Annotated in this window: 22 protein-coding genes; 11 read left to right on the top strand and 11 right to left on the bottom strand. The window is 63.9% G+C overall.

Translation table 11 applies throughout. From position 1 onward, the window contains the following. Positions 1-48: 48 nt before the first annotated feature. Positions 49-798: a FadR/GntR family transcriptional regulator gene (locus HU770_RS09800; RefSeq protein WP_033697384.1), complete on the bottom strand. Its 750-nt coding sequence runs from the start codon at positions 796-798 to the stop codon at positions 49-51. A gap of 197 nt (positions 799-995) precedes the next feature. Here HU770_RS09800 and HU770_RS09795 point away from each other — a divergent pair, with 197 nt between their 5' ends. The 3 genes from HU770_RS09795 (at position 996) to HU770_RS09785 (ending at position 3,147) form a co-directional block, all read left to right on the top strand. Beyond that, a complete protein-coding gene (locus HU770_RS09795; protein WP_186659534.1) occupies positions 996-1,643 on the top strand; it encodes a DUF998 domain-containing protein in 648 nt (215 codons plus the stop codon). 74 nt (positions 1,644-1,717) lie between these two features. After that, on the top strand, positions 1,718-2,047 hold the full coding sequence (locus HU770_RS09790) for a hypothetical protein (protein WP_186659532.1): 330 nt from the start codon (positions 1,718-1,720) through the stop codon (positions 2,045-2,047). Positions 2,048-2,226: 179 nt separating this feature from the next. Further along, positions 2,227-3,147 (top strand): LysR family transcriptional regulator, encoded by a 921-nt coding sequence (locus HU770_RS09785; RefSeq protein ID WP_186663556.1) that lies wholly within the window; start codon positions 2,227-2,229, stop codon positions 3,145-3,147. Here HU770_RS09785 and HU770_RS09780 read toward each other — a convergent pair. Continuing rightward, the gene (locus HU770_RS09780) at positions 3,132-3,647 is read right to left on the bottom strand and encodes a DMT family transporter (RefSeq protein ID WP_186659527.1); all 516 of its coding nucleotides are present in this window, start codon (positions 3,645-3,647) and stop codon (positions 3,132-3,134) included. The two genes, HU770_RS09785 and HU770_RS09780, sit on opposite strands and share 16 nt — an antisense overlap. A 223-nt stretch (positions 3,648-3,870) precedes the next feature. On the opposite strand from HU770_RS09780, the gene HU770_RS09775 reads away from it, so the two are divergent. Continuing rightward, the gene (locus tag HU770_RS09775) at positions 3,871-4,635 is read left to right on the top strand and encodes a DNA alkylation repair protein (protein ID WP_186659525.1); all 765 of its coding nucleotides are present in this window, start codon (positions 3,871-3,873) and stop codon (positions 4,633-4,635) included. A gap of 20 nt (positions 4,636-4,655) precedes the next feature. On the opposite strand, the gene HU770_RS09770 is transcribed toward HU770_RS09775, so the two are convergent. The 3 genes from HU770_RS09770 to HU770_RS09760 all read right to left on the bottom strand — a co-directional run bounded on the left by HU770_RS09770 (position 4,656) and on the right by HU770_RS09760 (position 7,008). Next, positions 4,656-5,234, bottom strand: a complete 579-nt coding sequence (locus tag HU770_RS09770) for a hypothetical protein (protein ID WP_033697378.1) — start codon at positions 5,232-5,234, stop codon at positions 4,656-4,658. A gap of 110 nt (positions 5,235-5,344) precedes the next feature. After that, entirely contained in the window at positions 5,345-6,637 is a 1,293-nt protein-coding gene (locus HU770_RS09765; RefSeq protein ID WP_186659521.1) for a sorbosone dehydrogenase family protein, read from the bottom strand. Further along, positions 6,634-7,008: a DUF2231 domain-containing protein gene (locus HU770_RS09760; protein WP_186663663.1), complete on the bottom strand. Its 375-nt coding sequence runs from the start codon at positions 7,006-7,008 to the stop codon at positions 6,634-6,636. The genes HU770_RS09765 and HU770_RS09760 overlap by 4 nt, the downstream gene beginning before the upstream one ends. A 234-nt stretch (positions 7,009-7,242) precedes the next feature. Between HU770_RS09760 and HU770_RS09755 the strand changes: the two genes are divergently transcribed. Then, entirely contained in the window at positions 7,243-7,542 is a 300-nt protein-coding gene (locus HU770_RS09755; protein WP_186659518.1) for a hypothetical protein, read from the top strand. 97 nt (positions 7,543-7,639) lie between these two features. On the opposite strand, the gene HU770_RS09750 is transcribed toward HU770_RS09755, so the two are convergent. After that, positions 7,640-9,826 (bottom strand): OsmC domain/YcaO domain-containing protein, encoded by a 2,187-nt coding sequence (locus HU770_RS09750; protein ID WP_033697372.1) that lies wholly within the window; start codon positions 9,824-9,826, stop codon positions 7,640-7,642. 253 nt (positions 9,827-10,079) lie between these two features. Between HU770_RS09750 and HU770_RS09745 the strand changes: the two genes are divergently transcribed. Genes HU770_RS09745 through HU770_RS09725 form a run of 5 tightly spaced genes read left to right on the top strand, consistent with a single transcriptional unit; the run spans position 10,080 to position 15,786 of the window. Beyond that, positions 10,080-10,538, top strand: a complete 459-nt coding sequence (locus HU770_RS09745; RefSeq protein WP_186663555.1) for a (2Fe-2S)-binding protein — start codon at positions 10,080-10,082, stop codon at positions 10,536-10,538. Further along, positions 10,538-12,784, top strand: a complete 2,247-nt coding sequence (locus HU770_RS09740; RefSeq protein WP_186663554.1) for a xanthine dehydrogenase family protein molybdopterin-binding subunit — start codon at positions 10,538-10,540, stop codon at positions 12,782-12,784. The genes HU770_RS09745 and HU770_RS09740 overlap by 1 nt, the downstream gene beginning before the upstream one ends. A 17-nt stretch (positions 12,785-12,801) precedes the next feature. Further along, entirely contained in the window at positions 12,802-14,148 is a 1,347-nt protein-coding gene (locus tag HU770_RS09735) for a cytochrome c (protein WP_186663553.1), read from the top strand. Positions 14,149-14,182: 34 nt separating this feature from the next. After that, complete coding sequence (locus tag HU770_RS09730) at positions 14,183-15,211, top strand: XdhC family protein (RefSeq protein ID WP_186663552.1); 1,029 nt, start codon at positions 14,183-14,185, stop codon at positions 15,209-15,211. Then, positions 15,193-15,786: a nucleotidyltransferase family protein gene (locus tag HU770_RS09725; protein WP_258714744.1), complete on the top strand. Its 594-nt coding sequence runs from the start codon at positions 15,193-15,195 to the stop codon at positions 15,784-15,786. Before HU770_RS09730 ends, HU770_RS09725 begins: the two co-directional genes overlap by 19 nt. Here the strand turns inward: HU770_RS09725 and HU770_RS09720 are convergent. The 4 genes from HU770_RS09720 to HU770_RS09705 all read right to left on the bottom strand — a co-directional run bounded on the left by HU770_RS09720 (position 15,780) and on the right by HU770_RS09705 (position 17,950). After that, positions 15,780-16,595, bottom strand: a complete 816-nt coding sequence (locus HU770_RS09720; protein WP_186663551.1) for a transporter substrate-binding domain-containing protein — start codon at positions 16,593-16,595, stop codon at positions 15,780-15,782. The genes HU770_RS09725 and HU770_RS09720 overlap by 7 nt on opposite strands. A gap of 134 nt (positions 16,596-16,729) precedes the next feature. Further along, positions 16,730-17,371, bottom strand: a complete 642-nt coding sequence (locus HU770_RS09715; protein WP_033697360.1) for a LysE family translocator — start codon at positions 17,369-17,371, stop codon at positions 16,730-16,732. A 52-nt stretch (positions 17,372-17,423) separates the two neighbouring features. Next, a complete protein-coding gene (locus tag HU770_RS09710; protein ID WP_186659508.1) occupies positions 17,424-17,624 on the bottom strand; it encodes a DUF1289 domain-containing protein in 201 nt (66 codons plus the stop codon). Positions 17,625-17,632: 8 nt separating this feature from the next. Next, on the bottom strand, positions 17,633-17,950 hold the full coding sequence (locus HU770_RS09705; RefSeq protein ID WP_033697356.1) for a hypothetical protein: 318 nt from the start codon (positions 17,948-17,950) through the stop codon (positions 17,633-17,635). Between the two features lie 312 nt (positions 17,951-18,262). Between HU770_RS09705 and HU770_RS09700 the strand changes: the two genes are divergently transcribed. Next, positions 18,263-20,014 carry a BCCT family transporter gene (locus HU770_RS09700; protein WP_095065095.1) on the top strand — a complete coding sequence of 584 codons (1,752 nt, stop codon included), beginning with the start codon at positions 18,263-18,265 and terminating at the stop codon, positions 20,012-20,014. A 44-nt stretch (positions 20,015-20,058) separates the two neighbouring features. Here HU770_RS09700 and HU770_RS09695 read toward each other — a convergent pair whose 3' ends face one another. After that, positions 20,059-20,538, bottom strand: a complete 480-nt coding sequence (locus tag HU770_RS09695; RefSeq protein WP_156311067.1) for a VOC family protein — start codon at positions 20,536-20,538, stop codon at positions 20,059-20,061. Between the last annotated feature and the right edge of the window lie 111 nt (positions 20,539-20,649).

Below are 20,649 nucleotides of genomic sequence, written 5' to 3'. Positions count from 1 at the left end.
GGGCTTTTTCTTTTGTCGGTACCGGCCTCTTCGCGGGTGAGAGAGGTCTCAGGCCCCTTGCGCCTCAGCTTCCTCATGCGCCTGGCGCAGGCGCTCGCGGCTGTTGCTCAGGTGCATGCGCATGGCCATCTTCGCCCCTTCGCTGTCTTGCCGGGCAATGGCTTCGTAGATCGCCTCGTGTTCATGCATCAGCCGGCTCATGTAGTGCGCCTGGTCGTCATGGGCCAGGCGCGCCGAGTTGAGCCGGGTACGCGGGATGATACTGGTACCCAGGTGGTTGATGATGTCGGCGAAGTAGTGGTTGCCACTGGCCTGGGCAATGCGCAGGTGGAACTGGAAATCCGCCGATACGGCATCGTTGGCATGGGCCGCGCCTTCGTTGAGCTCATCCAGCGCCGCGCGCATGCCGACCAGCTGTTCATCGCTGCGCCGCTGCGCCGCCAGGCCCGCCGACTCGATCTCCAGGGCAATGCGCAACTCCAGCACCGCCAGCACTTCACGCAGGGTCACCACGGTCGCCGGGTCGATACGGAAACCGCCCGTGGACGGTGCATCCAGCACAAACGTACCGATGCCGTGCCGGGTCTCCACCTGCCCTGCGGCCTGCAGCCGCGAGATGGCCTCGCGCACCACCGTGCGGCTGACGCCCTCTTCGGCCATGATCTGCGATTCGGTCGGCAGCTTGTCGCCGCGCTTGAGCTGGCCGCTGCGAATCCGCTCGGTCAGCACTGTGACCAGTTCCTGGGCCAGACTGCGCGGCTTGCGCCGGGTCCTTGCCTGTACCTGCTGCTCTGTCATGCCCTGTATTTCACCTTGAAAGACAATGCCCATGATAGCGCAAGCAGTTGTACGATCACATACACCGTATGCGGTATTTCTGTATGGGTCTGCGCCACGCACTACGCAAAGAATCTGCTTCACGCGCTGGTCTATCCCCGCTGCAAGGCTGTACTGTGCGCCTTCGCGCTCACTCATCCATGGAAGGAAACAACAGCATGAAACCCCTCGACCGTCTTCTGCTCGCCACTGGCCTGCTGATCCCCCTCTGGCTGCTGGCCGGCGTCTGGCTGACCGCCCAGGCTTACCCAGGTTACGACCACCTGCAACAGGCCATGAGCCAACTCGGCGCCGAGGGTTCACCCACCCAGCTCTGGTCGCCACGGGTCAGCAACTTCCCCCTGGCCGTGCTGTTCGCCCTGTTCGCCTGGGGCCTGGCCCGTCGCTGGCAGGGGTCGACCCTGGCACGGGTCAGCGCCGTTCTGGTGCTGCTGCATGGCCTGGGCAGCCTGGGCACTGGCTGGTTCCCCTGCGACCAGGGCTGCGCACCGGCGCAGCCCTCGCTGTCACAGCAACTGCACAACCTCTCGGGCCTGCTGATGTTTCTTTCATTGACCCTGGCCAGTGCCCTGTGGGCATGGCTGGGCAAGCGGCTTGCCGGTTCGCGAACGTTGGCGCTGTTCTCCCTGGCGTGCGTGGTGCTGGCGATCGCCACCGTCGTGCTGATGGGGCAGGCGGCGCAGAGCGGCCATCTGTTCGGCCTGTACCAGCGCCTGAACTACGGCATATCGGTGATCTGGGTGGCTGGCCTGGCCTGGGCCAGCTTGCGCCCGCCAGCCAACGCGCTGCGCATGGCCGCAATCTGACGGCAAATTGCTGGCCCCCAGTGGCTTGAAGCGAAGGCAAACTCCCTTCTCCTTCAGATGCTTAGGACAGCAACATGCGAGTACTTCTAGCAACGATGGCCGGCTGCCTGCTGGCCACGGCCGCCTTCGGCGCCCAGGCCAAGGCGCTGAGCCAGAATGATCGCCACACCTGTGGCTGGGGCGCGCAGATTGCCGCAGAAGCTCAGCAGGCCAAGTTAGCGGGGGTAACCCTGTATGCCACGCGCAAGAAGCTGCAGGTGCGCAGGTTCGCCAAACCGTGGATGCGCATGACCGCCTTCGGCATTACCGAGCAGACCTACAACAGCCGATCGCGGTTGAAGCCGGCGGCGATCAAGCAGACCTACTACGAGCAATGCGTGCAGCATGCTGTGGCAAGAAGATAAAATATTATTTTTCATAAACTTAGAGTAGATACTTTAAGTAAAACATTGAATACGGATCCTGTCCGAACTATCAAGCCGCGCCGTCGGCCGCAGCCGCTAGACGCTGTGACCGGCGTCCAGCGCCTGGACATCTGTTAGGCTGATCAAACCCCTCTCGGCCAGCCTCGACTATTCGCCCCATGGATGAACTGCGCAAGATCGACCTCAACCTGCTCCTGGCCTTGCATGCGCTGCTGACCGAGAAGCACGTGACCCGCGCCGCCCTTCGTCTGCATCGCAGCCAGCCGGCAGTGAGTCATGCATTGGCACAACTACGCAGGCATTTCGACGACCCGTTGCTAATCCGCCAGAACGGCCACATGGCGCTGACCGCACGTGCGCAGTCGCTGGCCAAGCCGCTGCAAGACGCCTTGGGCAACCTCAATGCGCTGCTGGCCGCCCCCCTGTTCGACCCGGCCCAGGCCCAGCGCCGCTTCCGCTTGTCACTGTCCGACTATTCGTCGCGCATCATCCTGCCCGCGCTGGTTCGCCACGTGCGCCAGGTCGCCCCAGGCGTAGACCTGGCGATCAGCCAGGCCAGCCGTGAAACCATGTTGGCTCAGCTGCTCGATGGCGAACTCGACCTGGCCTTGGGCATATTCCCCGACCTGCCGCAGGACATCACCGCACAGCCACTGTTCGAGGAAAGCTTCACCAGCGTCGCTGACTGCCAGGTGTTGCCCGCCAGCGGGGGCCTGACGTTGGCCGAGTGGCTTGCGCGGCCCCATGTGTTGATAGCTATGCGCCCGGATGCCCACGATGAAATCGAACGCGCGCTGGCCGCCCGAGGCCTGCAACGGCGCATTGCCCTGGCGCTGCCGCACTGGAGCGCGGCGCTGGAGGTACTTGCCGGCACCGACCTGATTCTCACAGTGGCCAGCCGTGCGGTCGGTTCATTGCGCCAGCACACAGCGTTGCGCCGGTTTGAACCGCCACTGGCCATTCCCTCATTTGCCTATCAACAGGCCTGGCATCAGCGCAAAGACAGCGACCCCGGGCACCGCTGGCTGCGCGAAGCCGTGTGGGCTTGCAGTCAGCCGCTTGATCAGCCTTCTGACTGATTGAGCGCTGGCGGCTTGGCCGCAGCGCTTGTCGCCCAGTTGCCCTGCACCATGAATACCCCGCACAAAATCAGCACCACCCCGGCCAGCCTGACCAGGCTGATCGGCTTGCCACCCAACCCCATCACCCCGAAATGGTCAGCAATTACCGCCATCAGGATCTGCCCTGCCACCACCAGCGCAAGAAAACCCGCTGCGCCCAGTTTCGGCGTAAGTGCGGCCGCGCCGGCCACGTAAATGGCACCCAGCACGCCGCCGATCCATAACCACCAGGGCCCTTGCAGGGCCTTGCTTACGTCTGGTGCGGGTACCCGGAGGATCAGCAGCGCTGCGATCACCACCAGCGAACTCACCGCAAGTGAGGTGAATGCCCCCCACAACCAATGCCCCAAGGCCCGGCCAACCGCCGCGTTGCCAGCCGCCTGAAACGGCAGCAGCGCACCCGCGAGAAAGGCCATGGCAACCGGGACAACGATGAAAAGCAGGGTTTTGCTGTACATGACGCCCTCAATATCGGTAGTTAGAGGGTCATGATCCGGACATTTGCCAGGACCATGGAAATCGAAAATATGCACGCGAATTATTCGCGCGATGGATGGCGGGAGACCGGACCGTGATACAGGGCAGCCCCAGAACCAACCCGTTGAGCTAGGATGCTGGCCTTGCGCGCCCACACGCTGTGGGCCGCAGGTGTATTTCCCCTTTTGTGATGGAACACATTCGATGAGCGATGAACGCAAGACGCAACTGGACCACGGCCTGATACCGACCCGCAACCTTGCAGAATGCCTGGCAGTCGACCAACTTGCCCTGGCAACGGCCGTCGCACAGCAACTGCCGCCTGCCGTAGGTGAATGCCTGGTTCAGGCAACCAAGGAAAAACAGCCCTTGGGGCTGTCGAAAAAAATCGCGGGCATCGGCCTGGCCCTTGGCCAATGGTTGCAACAAGCCCCCGTTGCGATTAGCCAGCAGGTGTTCGAACACTGCGGTGCCCACCCTTCGGATACGGTGCGCAGCTGGGCGGCCTTCGCGCAGGCGCACCTCACCGTCAGCCTTGACCTGCAGGCGGCCCTGGCGGCCCAACTGCGCTTCGCCAGAGACCCGCACTTCGGTGTGCGCGAATGGGCCTGGATCGCCTTGCGACCGCGCCTCAGCGAGGACCTCCCTGCGGCCCTCGCATTGCTCGGCAGGCAGGCCAGTAGCGAAGACCCGCTGGAACGTCGGTTCTGCATCGAAGTGCTGCGCCCCCGCGGCGTCTGGTGCGAACACATAACGGCCCTCAAGCAGGCGCCGGAGGCCGCCGAAGCGCTGCTGGTGCCGCACCTGGCGGAAAGCGAGAAATACCCCCAGGACTCGGTAGCCAACTGGCTCAATGACGCCAGCAAAACCCGACCAGACTGGGTACTCGACCTGTTCGAGCGCCATCCACCGGCCTGCAAGGCCTCGCGACGCATCCAGCAACGGGCCACACGCAGCCTGACGCGCTGAATCCCCCTAAGCGGCCGCCGTCAACGCGACGTCTCGACCCTCAGCACTTCGGTGTAGATGGCATCGACCGTCTGGCCCACCTTGAGGTTTTTCATCCGCGCCTGCAGGTCGGGGTTCTCGACCTTGACCACCTGCAGCTTGCCCTCTGGCGGCAGCAGGCTCACTTCATGCTGCTTGAGGTCGATCTTCTTGATCTGCGAGGTGACCCTGACCTGGCGGAACGCCTCGCCGCCCGGGTTCGGGTTGTTTTCGGTGGCGCGAATGGTGCCGGACTCATCACTGACCTTCGGCGCACCGCCCACATCGGTGTTGAGCACATAGGCCACCGCGCGGGTCACGTAGATGTCGACCGTGTCACCGACTTTGAGGTTGGGCAGCGCCTTGGCCTTTTCCGTCAACTGGAAGGTCACAGGCTTGTCGTTGGCCCCCTGCACCGTGACCAGGCGCTTCTCCAGGTCGATGGCCTGGACCTGGGTGGTGACATGGCTTTCAAGCGCTTCACTGCCAATCGGCACGTCGGCGGCCTGGGCTGTGAAGCTGCCAGCGAAGACCAGCGAGGCGATTGCCACAGCGCGAGCGAGTGAACTGATAGGTTTCATAGGCATGCTTCCCTGTAATCGTTTCCGGGTTGGTGCGTGAAATACTCACGCGCCAACAAGCATAGACACTGTCGGGCGCCCGTGCGGCGATGCAAGGGCGCCCGTTGCGCTTAGCGGTTGCGAGTCACCCGCCAGACGGTGTTGGCCAGGTCGTCGGCGATGATCAAGGCGCCACGCGGGTCGACCGTGACCCCCACTGGCCGCCCACGGGTCTTGCCATCCTCACCGCGAAAGCCTGTGGCGAAGTCGACCGGCTCGCCTGCCGGCTTGCCATTGCTGAACGGCACGAACACCACCTTGTAGCCCACCGGGTTCGGCCGGTTCCAGCTGCCGTGCTGCCCCACGAACACACCGTCGGCGAAGCGCTCGCCCATGGCCGGAATAGAGAAGTCGACACCTAAGGCGGCCACATGCGAACCCAGGCTGTAATCCGGCTTGATCGCCGCCGCTACCTTGTCCGGGTTCTGCGGCCTGACCCGCTCATCGACGTTCTGCCCCCAGTAGCTGTAGGGCCAGCCATAGAAGCCGCCTTCGCGCACTGACGTGAGGTAGTCCGGCACCAGGTCGGGGCCGAGTTCGTCGCGCTCGTTGACCACCGCCCACACCTGCCCGGTCTGTGGCTGGACAGCCAAGGCCGTCGGGTTGCGCAGGCCGGTCGCGTAGGGCCGGTGCGCGCCGGTCTGGGCATCGACCTGCCAGACCATGGCCCGATCGATCTCCACTTCAAGGCCGCGCTCGGTGATGTTGCTGTTCGAACCAATGCCGACATACAGGAAACGACCATCAGGGCTTGCGGTCAGCGCCTTGGTCCAGTGGTGGTTGATCTCGGCCGGCAGGTCGGTGACCTTGGTCGGCGCAGCACTGGCCTTGGTCTGGCCGTCCTGGTAGTCGAAACGCACCAGCGCATCCTGGTTGGCCACGTACAGCTTGCCGTCGGCAAACGCCAGGCCATAGGGTGCATTGAGGTTTTCCGCGAACACCGTCTGCAGCTCGTAGGTGCCATCGCCGTCGGCGTCCCGCAGCAGGGTCAGGCGATTGCCGCCTTTGACCTGGGTATTGCCCTTGGCCTTGATCTGGCTGGCGATCACATCCTTGGGCTTGAGTTTCGCTGCGCTGCCACCGCGGCCCTCGGCCACGAGGATATCGCCATTGGGCAGCACCAGGCTCTGGCGGGGGATCTTCAGGCCGGTGGCGATCGCCGTGACGCTGAAGCCTTCGGGCACGGTGGGTTTCTGTTCACCCCAGGCCACCGGCTCGGCGATTTTCATGCTCGGCAGCAGCCCGCGCTGTGGCTCCGGCAACTTCGGGTCGGGGCCATGGGCCTGGGTAGGCTCCCCTTCCCCGCCACACGCGCTCAGCAATACCGCCACGCTCAACAGGCTCAATGCATGCAAAGGCTTCATGCCACACCTCCCGAACGCAGGTTGCTCAGCCCGGTCCACGCGGCCACAGCTGCAAGCGCGGTCACGATCACCGACAACACCAAGCCCGAGGGCATTACCGCCCAGGCGTCCTTGGCATGTTCGAAGGCATTGACCAGCCCCAGCACCCAGGTGGCCAGCAACAGTACGAAGTACAGGGTTGCACGCCCACCCTTGTGCTCGGCGCGGACCAGGTTGACCAACGCGAACAGCAGCGCCAGCCCACAGCACAGCAGGCCACCGGCGATCAGCCAGGCAGCGAAGTTGCTCCACTGGATCTGGAAGCTGTTGAAGTAGGCGATATCGCTCAGCAGCGCGCCAAAAAACAACGGAACACTGCCGGCCAGCAGCATGGCGTGCAACGGGCCTGGCGTGCAGCGGTAGAGGGTTTGCTCTGATGCGGTCACGGCGCCTCCTTATCGTTCAGTGACCCTTGGCTGATGGCTGAAGCCATCAGGCGTGCGCGGGGTGCGCTTAGCAAAGGAGCGTCTCTACAGCGCGATAGTTCACCGTTTCGCTTGAATGAAATATCCTGACAAGAACCGCCACGGTGTTTCTGTGCGGCATTTTTCAACGAGGAGATCGGCATGAGCAACAACTGGGGGCGCACGGGTGCGCTCTGGGCACTGAACACGCTGCTCATCCTCGGCCTGGGCCTGGCCTCGGGCTGCTCCAGCAAAAACAGCAAGGCCCGCTACGCAGCCACCACCGTCGGCTCCAACTGCTTCGCCAAGGCCGTGCCCAGCACCGGCGAAGGCGGCCTGGCCTGGGGCAATACCTTGAGTATTGCCCGGCAGAAGTCGCTGAATAACTGCGTTCGCTACGCGGGGCGATCGGGGGGCACACCCAGGACTTGCCAGGTGGTGATGGCGAAGTGCAAGAACTGAGGCGTGTGGTTTGAGGCTTGCGGCGCCTGGTAGATCGAGCGCCGCCCGCGCGGCGCTCGATCTACCAGGCGCTGAAACACTCAAGAGCTAAACCGCCTCAGGCAAACTTCGCCCGAGCGGCATGCAGCTTCTTGTAGCTCTCGATCAAACGCAAATGCCGATCCAGGCCTTCCAGCTTCATGCTGGTCGGCGTCAGGCCATGGAACCGCACGCTACCGTCTACCGAGCCCAGCACCGCGTCCATTCGCGGGTTGCCGAACATGCGGCGGAAGTTGGTTTCGTAGTCTTCCATCTCCAGTTCATCGTCCAGCACCACTTCCAGCACCACATTCAAGGCCTGGTAGAACAGGCCGCGCTCGACGGTGTTGTCGTTGAACTGCAGGAACGCCTCGACCAGCTCCTTGGCCTCTTCAAAGCGCTGCACAGCCAGGCAGATCAGCAGTTTCAGCTCAAGAATGGTCAACTGGCCCCACACCGTGTTGTCGTCGAACTCGACACCGATCAGCGTGGTGATGGTCGTGTAGTCATCCACATCGCAGTTGTCCAGGCGCTTGAGCAGCAATTTGAGCGAGCGGTTGTCCAGGCTGTGCAGGTTGAGGATGTCGGCGCGGAACGACAAGGCCCGGTTGGTGTTGTCCCAGATCAGGTCCTCTACCGGGTAGATCTCCGAGTAGCCCGGCACCAGGATGCGGCACGCAGTGGCACCCAGGTTGTCGTACACCGCCATGTACGCCTCTTTGCCCAGGTCTTCAAGAATGCCGAACAGGGTCGCGGCTTCCTGCACGTTGGAGTCTTCGCCGTGGCCGGAGAAGTCCCACTCGACGAACTCGAAATCGGCCTTGGCACTGAAGAAACGCCATGACACCACGCCGCTTGAGTCGATGAAGTGTTCGACGAAGTTGTTCGGCTCGGTCAGCGCGTGGCTTTCGAAGGTTGGCTGCGGCAGGTCGTTCAGGCCCTCGAAGCTGCGGCCCTGGAGCAACTCGGTGAGGCTGCGTTCCAGCGCCACTTCAAGGCTCGGGTGCGCGCCGAACGAGGCGAACACGCCACCGGTACGCGGGTTCATCAAGGTCACGCACATCACCGGGAACTCACCGCCCAGCGACGCATCCTTGACCAGCACCGGGAAGCCTTGCTCTTCCAGCCCCTGGATGCCGGCAACGATGCCCGGGTACTTGGCCAGCACCTCCTGCGGTACATCCGGCAGGCACAGCTCGCCTTCGAGGATTTCGCGCTTCACTGCCCGCTCGAAGATTTCCGACAGGCACTGCACTTGCGCTTCGGCCAGGGTATTGCCAGCGCTCATGCCATTGCTGAGGAACAGGTTCTCGATCAGGTTGGACGGGAAATACACCACCTCTTGGTCCGACTGGCGCACGAACGGCAACGAGCAGATGCCCCGCGCGGTATTGCCCGAGTTGGTGTCGTACAGGTGCGAGCCGCGCAGTTCGCCGTCGGGGTTGTAGATGTCCAGGCAGTTCGCGTCGAGGATCTCGCTGGGCAGCGCATCCTTTGGCCCAGGCTTGAACCACTGCTCGTTCGGGTAGTGCACGAACGCAGCGTTGGCGATCTCTTCGCCCCAGAATTGGTCATTGTAGAAGAAGTTGCAGTTCAAACGCTCGATGAACTCACCCAGCGCCGAGGCCAGCGCGGCCTCCTTGGTCGAGCCCTTGCCATTGGTGAAGCACATCGGCGACTGCGCATCGCGCACATGCAGCGACCATACGTTGGGCACGATATTGCGCCACGAAGCGATCTCGATCTTCATCCCCAACCCGGCCAGGATCGCCGACATGTTGGCGATGGTCTGCTCCAGCGGCAGGTCCTTGCCCGGGATGTAGGTGGTGGTGTCCGACACCGGCATCAACAGCCCTTGGGCATCAGCATCCAGGTTGTCGACCACTTCGATGACGAATTCAGGCCCAGTCTGCACCACCTTCTTCACCGTGCAACGGTCGATGGAGCGCAGGATGCCCTGGCGGTCCTTCTCGGAGATGTCTTCGGGCAACTCGACCTGGATCTTGAAGATCTGGTTGTAGCGGTTTTCCGGGTCGACGATGTTGTTCTGCGACAGGCGAATGTTTTCGGTGGGGATATCGCGGGTCTGGCAGTACAGCTTCACGAAGTAAGCCGCGCACAACGCCGAAGACGCCAGGAAATAGTCGAACGGCCCTGGGGCCGAACCGTCGCCTTTGTAACGGATCGGTTGGTCGGCGATCACCGTGAAGTCGTCGAATTTGGCTTCGAGGCGGAGATTGTCGAGAAAATTGACCTTGATTTCCATGCGGGATTACCGTGATTTAAGCGTGCAAAACGAAATTGGCCGGCATTATCAGGGTTTTTCGCCTGGAAGTCCTGTTTGCCTGGCGCAACGCCGGCCTTGCGCATTTCGCCGGATTACTTGCCTGATCCTCCTGACCTCCCGGCAGCGCCGGCTCACCGGCCGCCGCGCTGTGCTAGCGTTTCTGCACTGGGGGCAACGTACCCCCCGCTCAAGACAACGACGCGACAGCAAACCGATGACGGGCAGGTGAACCATGGAACTACGCATCAACCAGAAGACCTATGAGGTCGAAGCCGACGCTGACACGCCGCTGCTGTGGGTGATCCGTGACGACCTCGGGCTGACCGGCACCAAGTATGGCTGCGGCCTGGCCCAGTGCGGCGCCTGCTCGGTGCTGGTGGACGGCAGCGTGGTGCGCGCCTGCGTGACCCCGGTGGCAGGCGTGGTCGGGCGTGAGGTGACCACCATCGAGGCGATCGAGGCCGACAGCATCGGCAAGCGCGTGGTCGCAGCCTGGGTCGAACACCAGGTGGCGCAGTGCGGCTACTGCCAGTCGGGCCAGGTGATGGCGGCCACCGCGCTGCTCAAGCACACGCCCAACCCCAGCGACGCGCAGATCGATGCGGCCATGGTCAACCTGTGCCGCTGTGGCACCTACAACGCCATCCATGCGGCCGTGCACGACCTTGCCGCGCAGCAGGAGGGTGCCTGATGAACACGCCTGTCGATAGCCCGCTTGGGCCCTTGGGCGCGCCGGTCAACCTGTCGCGCCGCCGCTTCCTGCTGGCTTCGGCCGGTGCCGCCGCCGGTGCCCTGGTGCTCGGCTTTGGCCTGCCGCTGGGTTCGGCCAGGGCCCAGGCCGCCACCGCTGCTGCCCAGGAGCGCGGCACCCAGGTCCCGGCTTTCCTCGAAATCCGCCCGGACAGCACCGTACGCCTGCTCTGCCCGTTCATGGAAGGCGGCCAGGGCACCTACACCGCCATGGCGCAGATCGTTGGCGAAGAGCTGGATGCCGACCCTGCCACGTTCCTGGTCGACAGCGCGCCGCCCGGCGAGGCCTATGTGGTGATGGAAAACGGCATGCGCATCACCGGCGGCAGCATGTCGGTGCGCATGAGCTACCCGACCATGCGCCGCCTCGGCGCGCTGGCCCGGGCCATGTTGCTGCAGGCCGCTGCCGAACAACTGGGGGTGCCGCTCGGCGAACTGTCCACCGAGCCTGGCAAGGTGGTGCACGCCGCATCTGGCCGTTCACTGCCCTACGGTGAACTGGCCGAACGCGCCCTTGATCTGCCCGTGCCAGATCCGGCCAGCGTACAGCTGCGCGACCCCGGCCAGTTTCGCTGGATCGGCAAGCCGGTACGCCGGGTCGACGCCTATGACAAATCCACCGGCAAAGCCTTGTACACCATCGACATCAAGCTCGACGGCATGCTGCACGCCGCCGTGCAGCATGCCCCCCGCCTGGGCATGACGGTGGGCAGCCTGCGCAACGAAGCGCAGGTAAAGGCCATGAAAGGCGTGCACTCGGTGCATCAATTGCCGGGCGCGGTGGCGGTGGTCGCCGAGCGCTGGTGGCATGCCAAGCGCGCGGTCGAGGCCATCCAGGTGGACTGGCAAGAACCCGGCAGTGATTCCCCGCTACGGCCGATGCCGGCGGATTTTTCCAGCGACGCCTACCGGGAGCGCTTGGCCAGCGAGCAAGGCCCGGCCCGCGACGAAGAGAACGAAGGCGATGTGGCTGGGGTGCTGGCCAACGCCAAAACAAAGGTCGAGGCCACCTACCACAACCAGTACCTCAACCACGCCCAGCTTGAACCACCTTCGGCCCTGGCCCGCTTCAACCCCGACGGCTCGCTGGAGGTCTGGCTACCCAACCAGGCTCCGGACATGTTCCGCGACGACATCGCCAAGCGCACCGGCCTGGACGCTGCGCGCATCACCCTGCACTCGCCCTTGCTCGGCGGCTTTTTTGGCCGGCACTTTCTCTACGACTCGGCAAACCCTTACCCTCAGGCCATCGCCCTGGCCAAAGCGGTCGGCCGCCCGGTCAAGCTGATCTGGAGCCGTGAGGAAGAGTTTCTGCGCGACGTGTTGCGCCCACTGGCGGTGGTCAAGTTCCGCGCCGCGCTGAACGCCGATGGGCTGCCCGTGGCCATAGAAGCGGTGAGCGCCACCGAAGGCCCGACCGAGGCACTGGCCGGCAAGCAAGGGGACAAGATAGACCCCACCGCCCTCGAAGGGCTGTCGGGTAAAGCGTACGCCATCGCCAACAAACGCATCGCCCAGATCTACGTCAAAGGCCCGGTCATGCTCGGCTACTGGCGCTCGGTGGGCAATTCGCTGAACGACTTCTTCTACGAAGCGTTCCTCGACGAGCTGGCCGACAAGGGTGGCAAGGACCCCTATGAGCTGCGCCTGCACCTGCTGCGTGACAATCAGCGCCTGACCAACCTGCTGCACGCGGTAGGTGAACTGTCTGGCGGCTGGAAGCGCGGGCCGTTCACTGCCGAGGACGGCAGCAAGCGGGCGCGCGGCGTGGCGATGGCCTCGCCGTTCGGCTCGGAAGCGGCGGTGATCGCCGAAGTCTCGATCGAAAATGGCCAGGTCAAGGTGCACGACATCTGGCAGGCGATCGACCCGGGCAGCATCGTCAACCCGGCGATCATCGAGGCCCAGGTCAACGGCGCCGTGGCCTTGGGCCTGTCGCAGACGCTGCTGGAAGAGGCGGTGTACATCGACGGCCAGCCCCGCGGGCGCAACTACGACCTGTACCCCATCCTGCCGCCTTCGCGCATGGCACGGGTGCATGTGCGCATCGTCGAAAGCGGCGCGAAGATGGGCGGCATCGGCGAACCGCCGCTACCTGCCGTTGCGCCAGCGGTGGCCAACGCGGTGGCGCGGCTTACCGGCCAGCGCATCCGCAGCATTCCGCTAAGCCGCTACACCTTCACCTGACAGCACAAGGAACGCCCATGACCCACAGCCGATTCGCAAGAACCGCCGGCTGGCTGGCGCTGCCGTGCCTGGTCGCGGCAGGCCTGCTGGCCTGGTACGTCACCCGTGACCCCGCGTCACCTTTCGAGGCCGAGCAGGCTGCCCGTTTCGACCCTGCACTGGTCAGCCGCGGCGAGTATGTGGCCCGGCTGAGTGACTGCGTGGCCTGCCACAGCCTGCCCGGCAGCAAACCGTTCGCCGGCGGGTTGGAGATGGCCACGCCACTGGGGGCGATACACGCCACCAACGTCACCCCCGACCGCGACACCGGCATCGGTCACTACAGCCTTGCCGACTTCGACCGCGCCGTACGCCACGGCGTGGCCCCCGGTGGCCGGCGGCTGTACCCGGCGATGCCGTACCCTTCCTACGCCAAGCTCAGCGATGACGATGTGCGGGCCCTGTACGCGTTCTTCATGAAGGGCGTGCAACCTGCCCAGCAGGCGAACCTCGCCAGTGACATTCCCTGGCCGCTGAACATGCGCTGGCCCATCGCCCTGTGGAATGGGCTGTTCGCCGCCAACACACCGTATGCCGCCAAGCCTGATCAGGACGCCCTGTGGAACCGCGGCGCCTACATCGTTCAAGGCCCAGGGCACTGTGGCAGCTGCCATACCCCACGTGGCCTGGCCTTCAACGAGAAAGCCCTGGATGAAAGTGGCAAACCCTTCCTGGCCGGTGCGCTGCTCGATGGCTGGTACGCACCAAGCCTGCGCGCCGACCACAACACCGGCCTTGGCCGCTGGAGCGAAGCGGAAATCGTGCAGTTCCTCAAGACCGGGCGCAACCAGCATGCCGTGGTCTATGGCTCGATGACCGAGGCGTTCAACAACTCAACGCAATTCATGAGTGACGATGACCTGGCGGCGATCGGCCGCTATCTGAAATCGCTGCCCGGCGATCCACAGCGTGACGGCACGCCGTGGCAGTACCAGGCTGAATCGGTAGCCGCGAAGCTCGATAACCCTGGGGCGCATACTTACGTGACCCGTTGCGCGTCATGCCACGGCCTGGACGGCAAGGGCCAGGCCGAGTGGATGCCGCCGTTGGCCGGGGCCACGTCGGCCTTGGCCAAGGAAAGCGCGTCGGCGATCAACATCACCCTCAATGGCTCGCAGCGCATCGTCGCTGCCGGGCTGCCCGATGCCTACCGCATGCCGGCCTTCCGTGAACAGCTGAGCGACCGGGAAATTGCCGAAGTATTGAGCTTCGTGCGCGGCGCCTGGGGTAACCACGGTGGTGCAGTGGGTGTGCAGGCCGTGGGCACGTTGCGCGGGCACACAGACCCGGCCAGCAGCAGCCCGATTGTGTTGCACATGCGATGAAACCGGCACAAGCATTACGCTTTGGAGAAAGATGATGGAAAGCATCGACCTGCTGGTCCTGCGCACCGCCCGCGACTGGCTTGCCAGCGGCGAGCGCGTCTTGCTGGCCACTGTGGCCCGCACCTGGGGCTCGTCCCCTCGCCCGGTCGGTTCGATGATGGCGCTGCGCAGCGACGGTCGCGTGGTCGGTAGCGTGTCCGGTGGCTGCATCGAGGATGACCTCATCCACCGCTACACCACTGCCTACGGTGGCCCAGGTATGCAGACCGGGCTGCCCGAGGTGGTGCGCTACGGTGTCAGCGCCGAGGACGCTCACCGGTTCGGCTTGCCCTGTGGCGGCACCCTGCAACTGGTCCTCGAGTTCGAACCTTCGGCAGAACACCTCGAACAACTGCTGGCCTGCCTCGACAGCGGCAGCCTGGTGCGCCGTGAACTGGACTTGCACAGCGGCGAAGCCGCGCTCATGGCCAGCAACACGCCCGAGCAGTTCAGCTTCGATGGCCAGCGCATGCTCAGCACCCTCGGCCCTGGCTACCGCGTGCTGCTGATCGGCGCCGGCGCGCTGGCCGAGTACCTGGCGACCATGGCGCTGTTCAATGGCTTCAACGTTTCGGTGTGCGACCCCCGGCCTGAATACATGGCCGGCTGGGGCGTCGCGGGCGTCTCGAAACTGGCCGGCATGCCGGACGATGTGGTGCGTGCCTTCGCCCCCGACCTGCGTAGCGCCATCGTTGCCGTCAGCCACGACCCCAAACTGGACGACCTGGCCTTGCTCGAGGCGCTGCACAGCCCGGCGTTCTACATCGGCGCGATCGGGTCCAGGCGCAACAGCCAGTTGCGACGCGAGCGCCTGATCGAACACTTTGGCGAAACCGAAGCCACCCTCAAGCGCCTGCACGGCCCTATCGGCATCTACATCGGCAGCAAGACCCCGGCCGAAATCGCCGTCAGCGTCATGGCCGAGATGCTCGCGGCCAAGAATGACGTGAGCCTGCCTGGGGCAGTCAACGTGACCAAGGCCAAGCTTGCCCGGGAGGCCGAGGCGTGCCAGCACAACCTGTGATCTGCACCGCGCTGGTGCTGGCGGCCGGGCGTGCGCAGCGCTTTGGCAGCGACAAACGCCTGGCACGCCTGCCCTCCGGGCACACCCTGCTGGCGACGGCATTGGCGCGCGCATTCGATCATTTCGCAGAAGTGCACGTCGTGCTACGGCCGGGTGACGATGCGCAGCACCTGGGTATCGACCCGCGGGCCCATATCGTGCGGGCCGAGCAGGCAGCGCTTGGCATGGGCGCCAGCCTCGCGGCCGGGGTGACGGCGCTGCTGCAGACACAGGCCCAGGCGGTGGCGGTGCTGTTGGCGGATATGCCATGGATCGCACCTGGCAGCTTGCAAACACTTTGCCGGCAAGCAAGCGCAGCACACATCGTGTTGCCGCAGTACCAGGGTCAGCGCGGGCATCCGGTGATTTTCGGCCGTGCGTTCTGGCCGGCGCTGGCGCACCTGCAAGGTGATCAGGGCGGCCGGCAGGTCATTCTGGACAACCCGCACGCCTGTATCACGGTCGCCGTTGACGATGCCGGGGTGGTGCTGGACGTGGATGTCCCTCAGGCCCTCGGTTTACCGATGGGTCATTGAACAATGGCTGCTGTGTGCTGTTGATGCCAGCGCTCCAGGTTCTGGCGCAACAACTGTTCTGGCAATGCGCCGGAAACGATCGCTTTCATCTCCCGTGCCAGGTCTTCGCGCAACTGCGGCTGGTTGCACGGTGATTGATGCGACAGCGCCAGGTACAAGCCTTCGCTGGACACCGGCGGGTCCAGCACCTGCAGGCTGTCTTGCATGCCCAGCGTCTGCGCTAACGCCATGCCTGGATAGTGCTCGAACACCACGTAGTCGCTGCGCTTGAGCAGCAGCTTCTCGAAAGCCTGCTTGGCACTGGGCACCGCTTCGAGCGTGAGGTTGGCCTTGGCATAGTCATCGAACTGCTGGCCGTGGCTGTTATTGACCAGGGTCCCGCCTTTGCGGCCTTGCAGGTCAGCCCATTGATGGTAGGCAAAGGCCCCTTGCTGGCGTACCCAGACCACGCTGGGCGTGTGCAGGAAGGCCGGGCTTATGAAGTCCATCAGCTGCTGCCGTGCCTGGGTCAGAAAATACCCGGCAAGCAGGTCGATACGGCCGGTGCGCACTTGCTCCTGGGCACGAGACCACGGCCCCCCGTAAACCACTTCGATCTCCAGCCCAAGTTGCTTGCCCAAGTATTTGAGCAGGTCGGCATTGGCACCGATCAACTGGTGAGGATCATGGGGGTCGCGCCACAAATAAGGGGGGTATTCGGGGTTACCGGTGGCCGTCAGGCGCTGGCAGGCCTCCTGCGCGCCTGTAACCGCGGGCAGCAGCGCGCACAGCAACGACAGCAAGGCGTGGCGAAAGCAACGCTCGATCATCTACAACCCTCGGCACATGGGGCATCTGGCTTCGCGTGGTGTAGACAGTCTGGCCCATCGGTAGCCAGCCGCCAGGGTTTTCATCGACCGGGGAGTTGCCAGGGCCGCTGCGCGTCGTCAGGCGGCCCGAAGACCTACGCCGACTGTCGACGGATTGTGAGAATCGCCGCACCAAAGCCGATGAAGGTCGTGCCCACGACCCGGCTCACCCAGCGCGAAAGCGCCGGCCGGGTCAACACGCCCTTGGCTCGCGAGGCCAGCGCGGCGTACAGGGTCAGTGAAATGAGCGACAAGGCGACGAAGATCCCGGTAAGGATCAGGAACTGCGGCAGCAACGCGGCGCCCTGGTCGATGAACTGCGGGAACAACGCGGTGAAGAACATGGTCGCCTTGGGGTTGGTCACCGCCGTCAGGAATGCTGACTTGTACAGCTTGAGCGGTGTCGGCCGCTCCTTGGCCACCCCGGCGGTGGCGCCCTCCTCCAGCATCGGGCTCTTCTTCAACAACTGCCGTGCGCCGAGGTAGAACAGGTAACCCGCGCCGATGATCTTGACGGCGTTGAACAGCACTTCGGAGCTTGCCAGCAACGCCCCCAACCCGAGCATGGCCGCTGCCGACAGGCAGAACAGGCCCGAGCCATTGCCCAGTGAAGACCAGACCGCGCTGCGTTGCCCATGGGCCAGGCTGTTGTTGATCGCCATCAAGGTCGCAGGGCCAGGGCTGGCGATGGCGATCGCGGCAACCAGGGTAAAGGCAAGAAGCGAGTGAGAATCCATTTTCCAGGCTCGATAAAGGTTCAGGGGACGCGGTTATAACAGCATGCGAAGGTCAGTCGGCATTCTGCCGCTTCGCGCTCTTCTTGACGATGGCTTTCATCCGCGTGGCCGCCCGCTGCACGGTGGCCATCTTCTCCGGGCGCTTCATGCCACGCCACTTGCGGATTTCTTCACGGCTGCGGCCACAGCTGACGCACAGCTCGCTGTTGAGCTGGCATAGCGAAACGCAGGGGTTGTCTATGTCCTTGGCCATTGCACCCTTCAGGCCGGCATTTCAGCGCGCACACGCTCGGCGGCATTTTCAAACACGTTGCACAGCTCTTCGGACTTCACCTTGGTGATCGACTTGGCGGCCAACAGGTCATGCACGACGCGGATGCCCTGCTCCATGGCCGTGGCCAGCTGCTCACGGTCGGAGGCGTCGGCGATATCACCCAGATAAGGAGCAACGAGGTACACGTAACGGTCCTGCAGCTTGAGCGCTTCCAGCGCGTCGAGGGCTGTCTGGAACCGATCGGCAGCAGCCGGGCTCATGCTCAATTTATCGAAATGAATCAGGCTCACACGGTCAGTGGCCATTGACGAATCTCCGTTTCCTGGTAAGGCCAGGCCCGCAGGCAACGCCGCTTCTACGGTGCTCGGGAATGCAGGCCAGGTTAATGCCCATCAGGGTACCAGAACGCGGCGCAGAAAGGGCCATCGCCCCCGGAACTAAAAGTATTAAACAGGTCGTTCAGTGGACGCCCCAGGGCGTTATCGGGACAGGAGCTGCTGTTTGCCAAGCAGGATAATTCGGCCAGCTGCACTTCCCGCCGAGACCGTCACCGACCCCGGCAGCCCACAACAACAAGCCTGCATACGCAGGTAAGCCACAAAGGGGCATCACTATTCATGGCAAAGGAACACATCACCGAAACGCTCGACCTTGGCGTTACGGACCCCTCGAAAACCGCCGAGGCACGCCAGGACAGGCACTTGGAGGGCAAGATCGACTGGATCGTCTTCGGCATCACCAGCATTCTGGCCATTGCCTTCGTCATCTGGGGCTTCGTCAGCCAGGCCAGCCTTGCCGCCAGCGCGTCGTCGGCACAGTCCTGGGTCATTCTCAACTTTGGCTGGTTCTTCGTACTCACCTCGACCGTGTTCGTCATCTTCGTGCTGTGGCTAGCCGCCAGCCGCTATGGCAGGATCCCGCTGGGGCGTGATGGCGAAGCGCCAGAATTCCGTACCGTCTCCTGGGTGGCCATGATGTTCAGCGCCGGCATGGGCATCGGCCTGATGTTCTTCGGCGTTGCCGAGCCCTTGTCGCACTATGTGACGCCACCTCCCGGGACGACGACCGGGCAATCGAGCGAGGCGATGCAGGTGGCCATGGCCACCACGCTGTTCCACTGGACCCTGCACCCCTGGGCCATGTACGCCATCGTCGGCCTGGTGATTGCTTACGGCACGTTCCGCCGCGGGCGTTCGCAATTGATTTCCACGGCCTTTCGGCCGCTGATCGGCAAGCACGCCAACGGCCCCGTCGGCCGCGTGATCGACATGATGGCGATTTTCGCCACGCTGTTCGGCTCTGCCGCCTCGCTCGGCCTGGGCGCCCTGCAAATCGCCGGCGGCCTGGAATACAACGGCTGGATCGAGAGCCCCGGCAAGCTGTTCTACATCTCGATCATCACCTTGCTGACCATTGCCTTCGTCACCTCCGCAGTGTCCGGCATCGGCAAGGGTATCCAGTGGTTGTCCAACACCAACATGGTGCTGGCACTGGTGCTGGCGGCCTTCGTCTTCCTGGTCGGCCCGACGCTGTTGATGCTCAACCTGCTGCCCACCTCGATCGGCATCTACATCAAGCTGCTGCCAGAAATGATGGCACGCACCAACGCCAGCGGCGGTGAGCAGATGGACAGCTGGCTGGCCGGCTGGACCGTGTTCTATTGGGCCTGGTGGATTTCCTGGACGCCTTTCGTCGGCATGTTCATTGCCCGCATCAGCCGCGGCCGCACCATTCGCCAGTTCGTCACCGGGGTGCTGCTGGTACCGAGCCTGGTCAGCCTGGTGTGGTTCACCATTTTCGGCGGTGCGGCGATCGATGCCCTGCGCGAGGGCAGCTTCGCGCTGGTCAATGGCGCCGTCAACAGCAACCACGCGCTCTATCAGTTGCTGGACAGCTACCCGCTGGCCTCGTTGACCTCGGTGCTGGTGATGATCCTGGTGGGCATCTTCTTCGTCTCCGGCGCCGATGCCGCCTCACTGGTCATGGGCACCCTGTCGGAACACGGCACCACCGCGCCGTCGCGGCGCACCGTGATCTTCTGGGGGGCGCTGACCGGCACGGTGGCGGCGGTCATGTTGGCGATCGGCGACCCCAGCAACCCCGGCGAGGCATTGACGGGGTTGCAGAACCTGACGATCGTGGTGGCGCTGCCGTTTGTCGTAGTGATGGTGCTGTTGTGCCTGGCGCTGTACCGCGACCTGCGCAAGGACCCGATGATGCTGCGGCATCTGCGGGGTACCGAGCTGATCGAAAAGGCCGTGCTGTATGGCGCGGTGAAACATGGCGAGGAGTTCTACATCGTGGTGCAGGAGAAGAAGTCTGCGACCAAGCAGACACAACCCCAGGCCGACGTGGAGTTGAACGACTAAGCAGCAACCCAGGGGCCGCCTGTCGGCCCCTGGGTTGCTCGCCGTCAGCCCTTCAAGGCCGCCTCGATCCCGGCGACATCGATCTTGCCCATTTCCATCATGGCCTCGAAGGCCCGCTTGGCCGCCGCCCGGTCAGGGTTGCCGAGGGCCTCGATCAGGATGCGCGGGCAGATCTGCCACGATACCCCCCATCGGTCCTTGCACCAGCCGCAGACGCTCTCTTCGCCGCCATTGCTGACGATGGCGTTCCACAGGCGGTCAGTCTCGGCCTGGTCTTCGGTGCTGACCTGGAACGAGAACGCTTCGCTGTGCTTGAACGCCGTGCCGCCGTTAAGCCCTACGCAGGGCACGCCCATCACGGTGAAGTCGACGGTGATCACATCACCCGCCTTGCCCGACGGGTAATCACTGGGGGCCTGGTGAACCGCCACCACGCGGCTGTCGGGGAAGGTCGCGGCGTAGAAGTTCGCCGCCTCCTCGGCATCATTGTTGTACCAGAGGCAAACCGTATTCTTGGCAGTCATGGTGTAGCTCCATGAACAGGTGTGAACCCTTCAGTCTAGATCGTGAGCGTGGCGCGGCAAAAAAACGAAACCCTTGCCACCCTGCCCCGGTCACACCCTATGAGCATGCAA

This window comes from Pseudomonas sp. SWRI68, from assembly GCF_014269165.1.
In the GTDB taxonomy this organism is placed as follows: Bacteria; Pseudomonadota; Gammaproteobacteria; order Pseudomonadales; family Pseudomonadaceae; genus Aquipseudomonas; species Aquipseudomonas capeferrum.
Note: the sequence above shows the minus strand (reverse complement) of the source record. Positions and strands in the feature narration are given on the sequence as shown.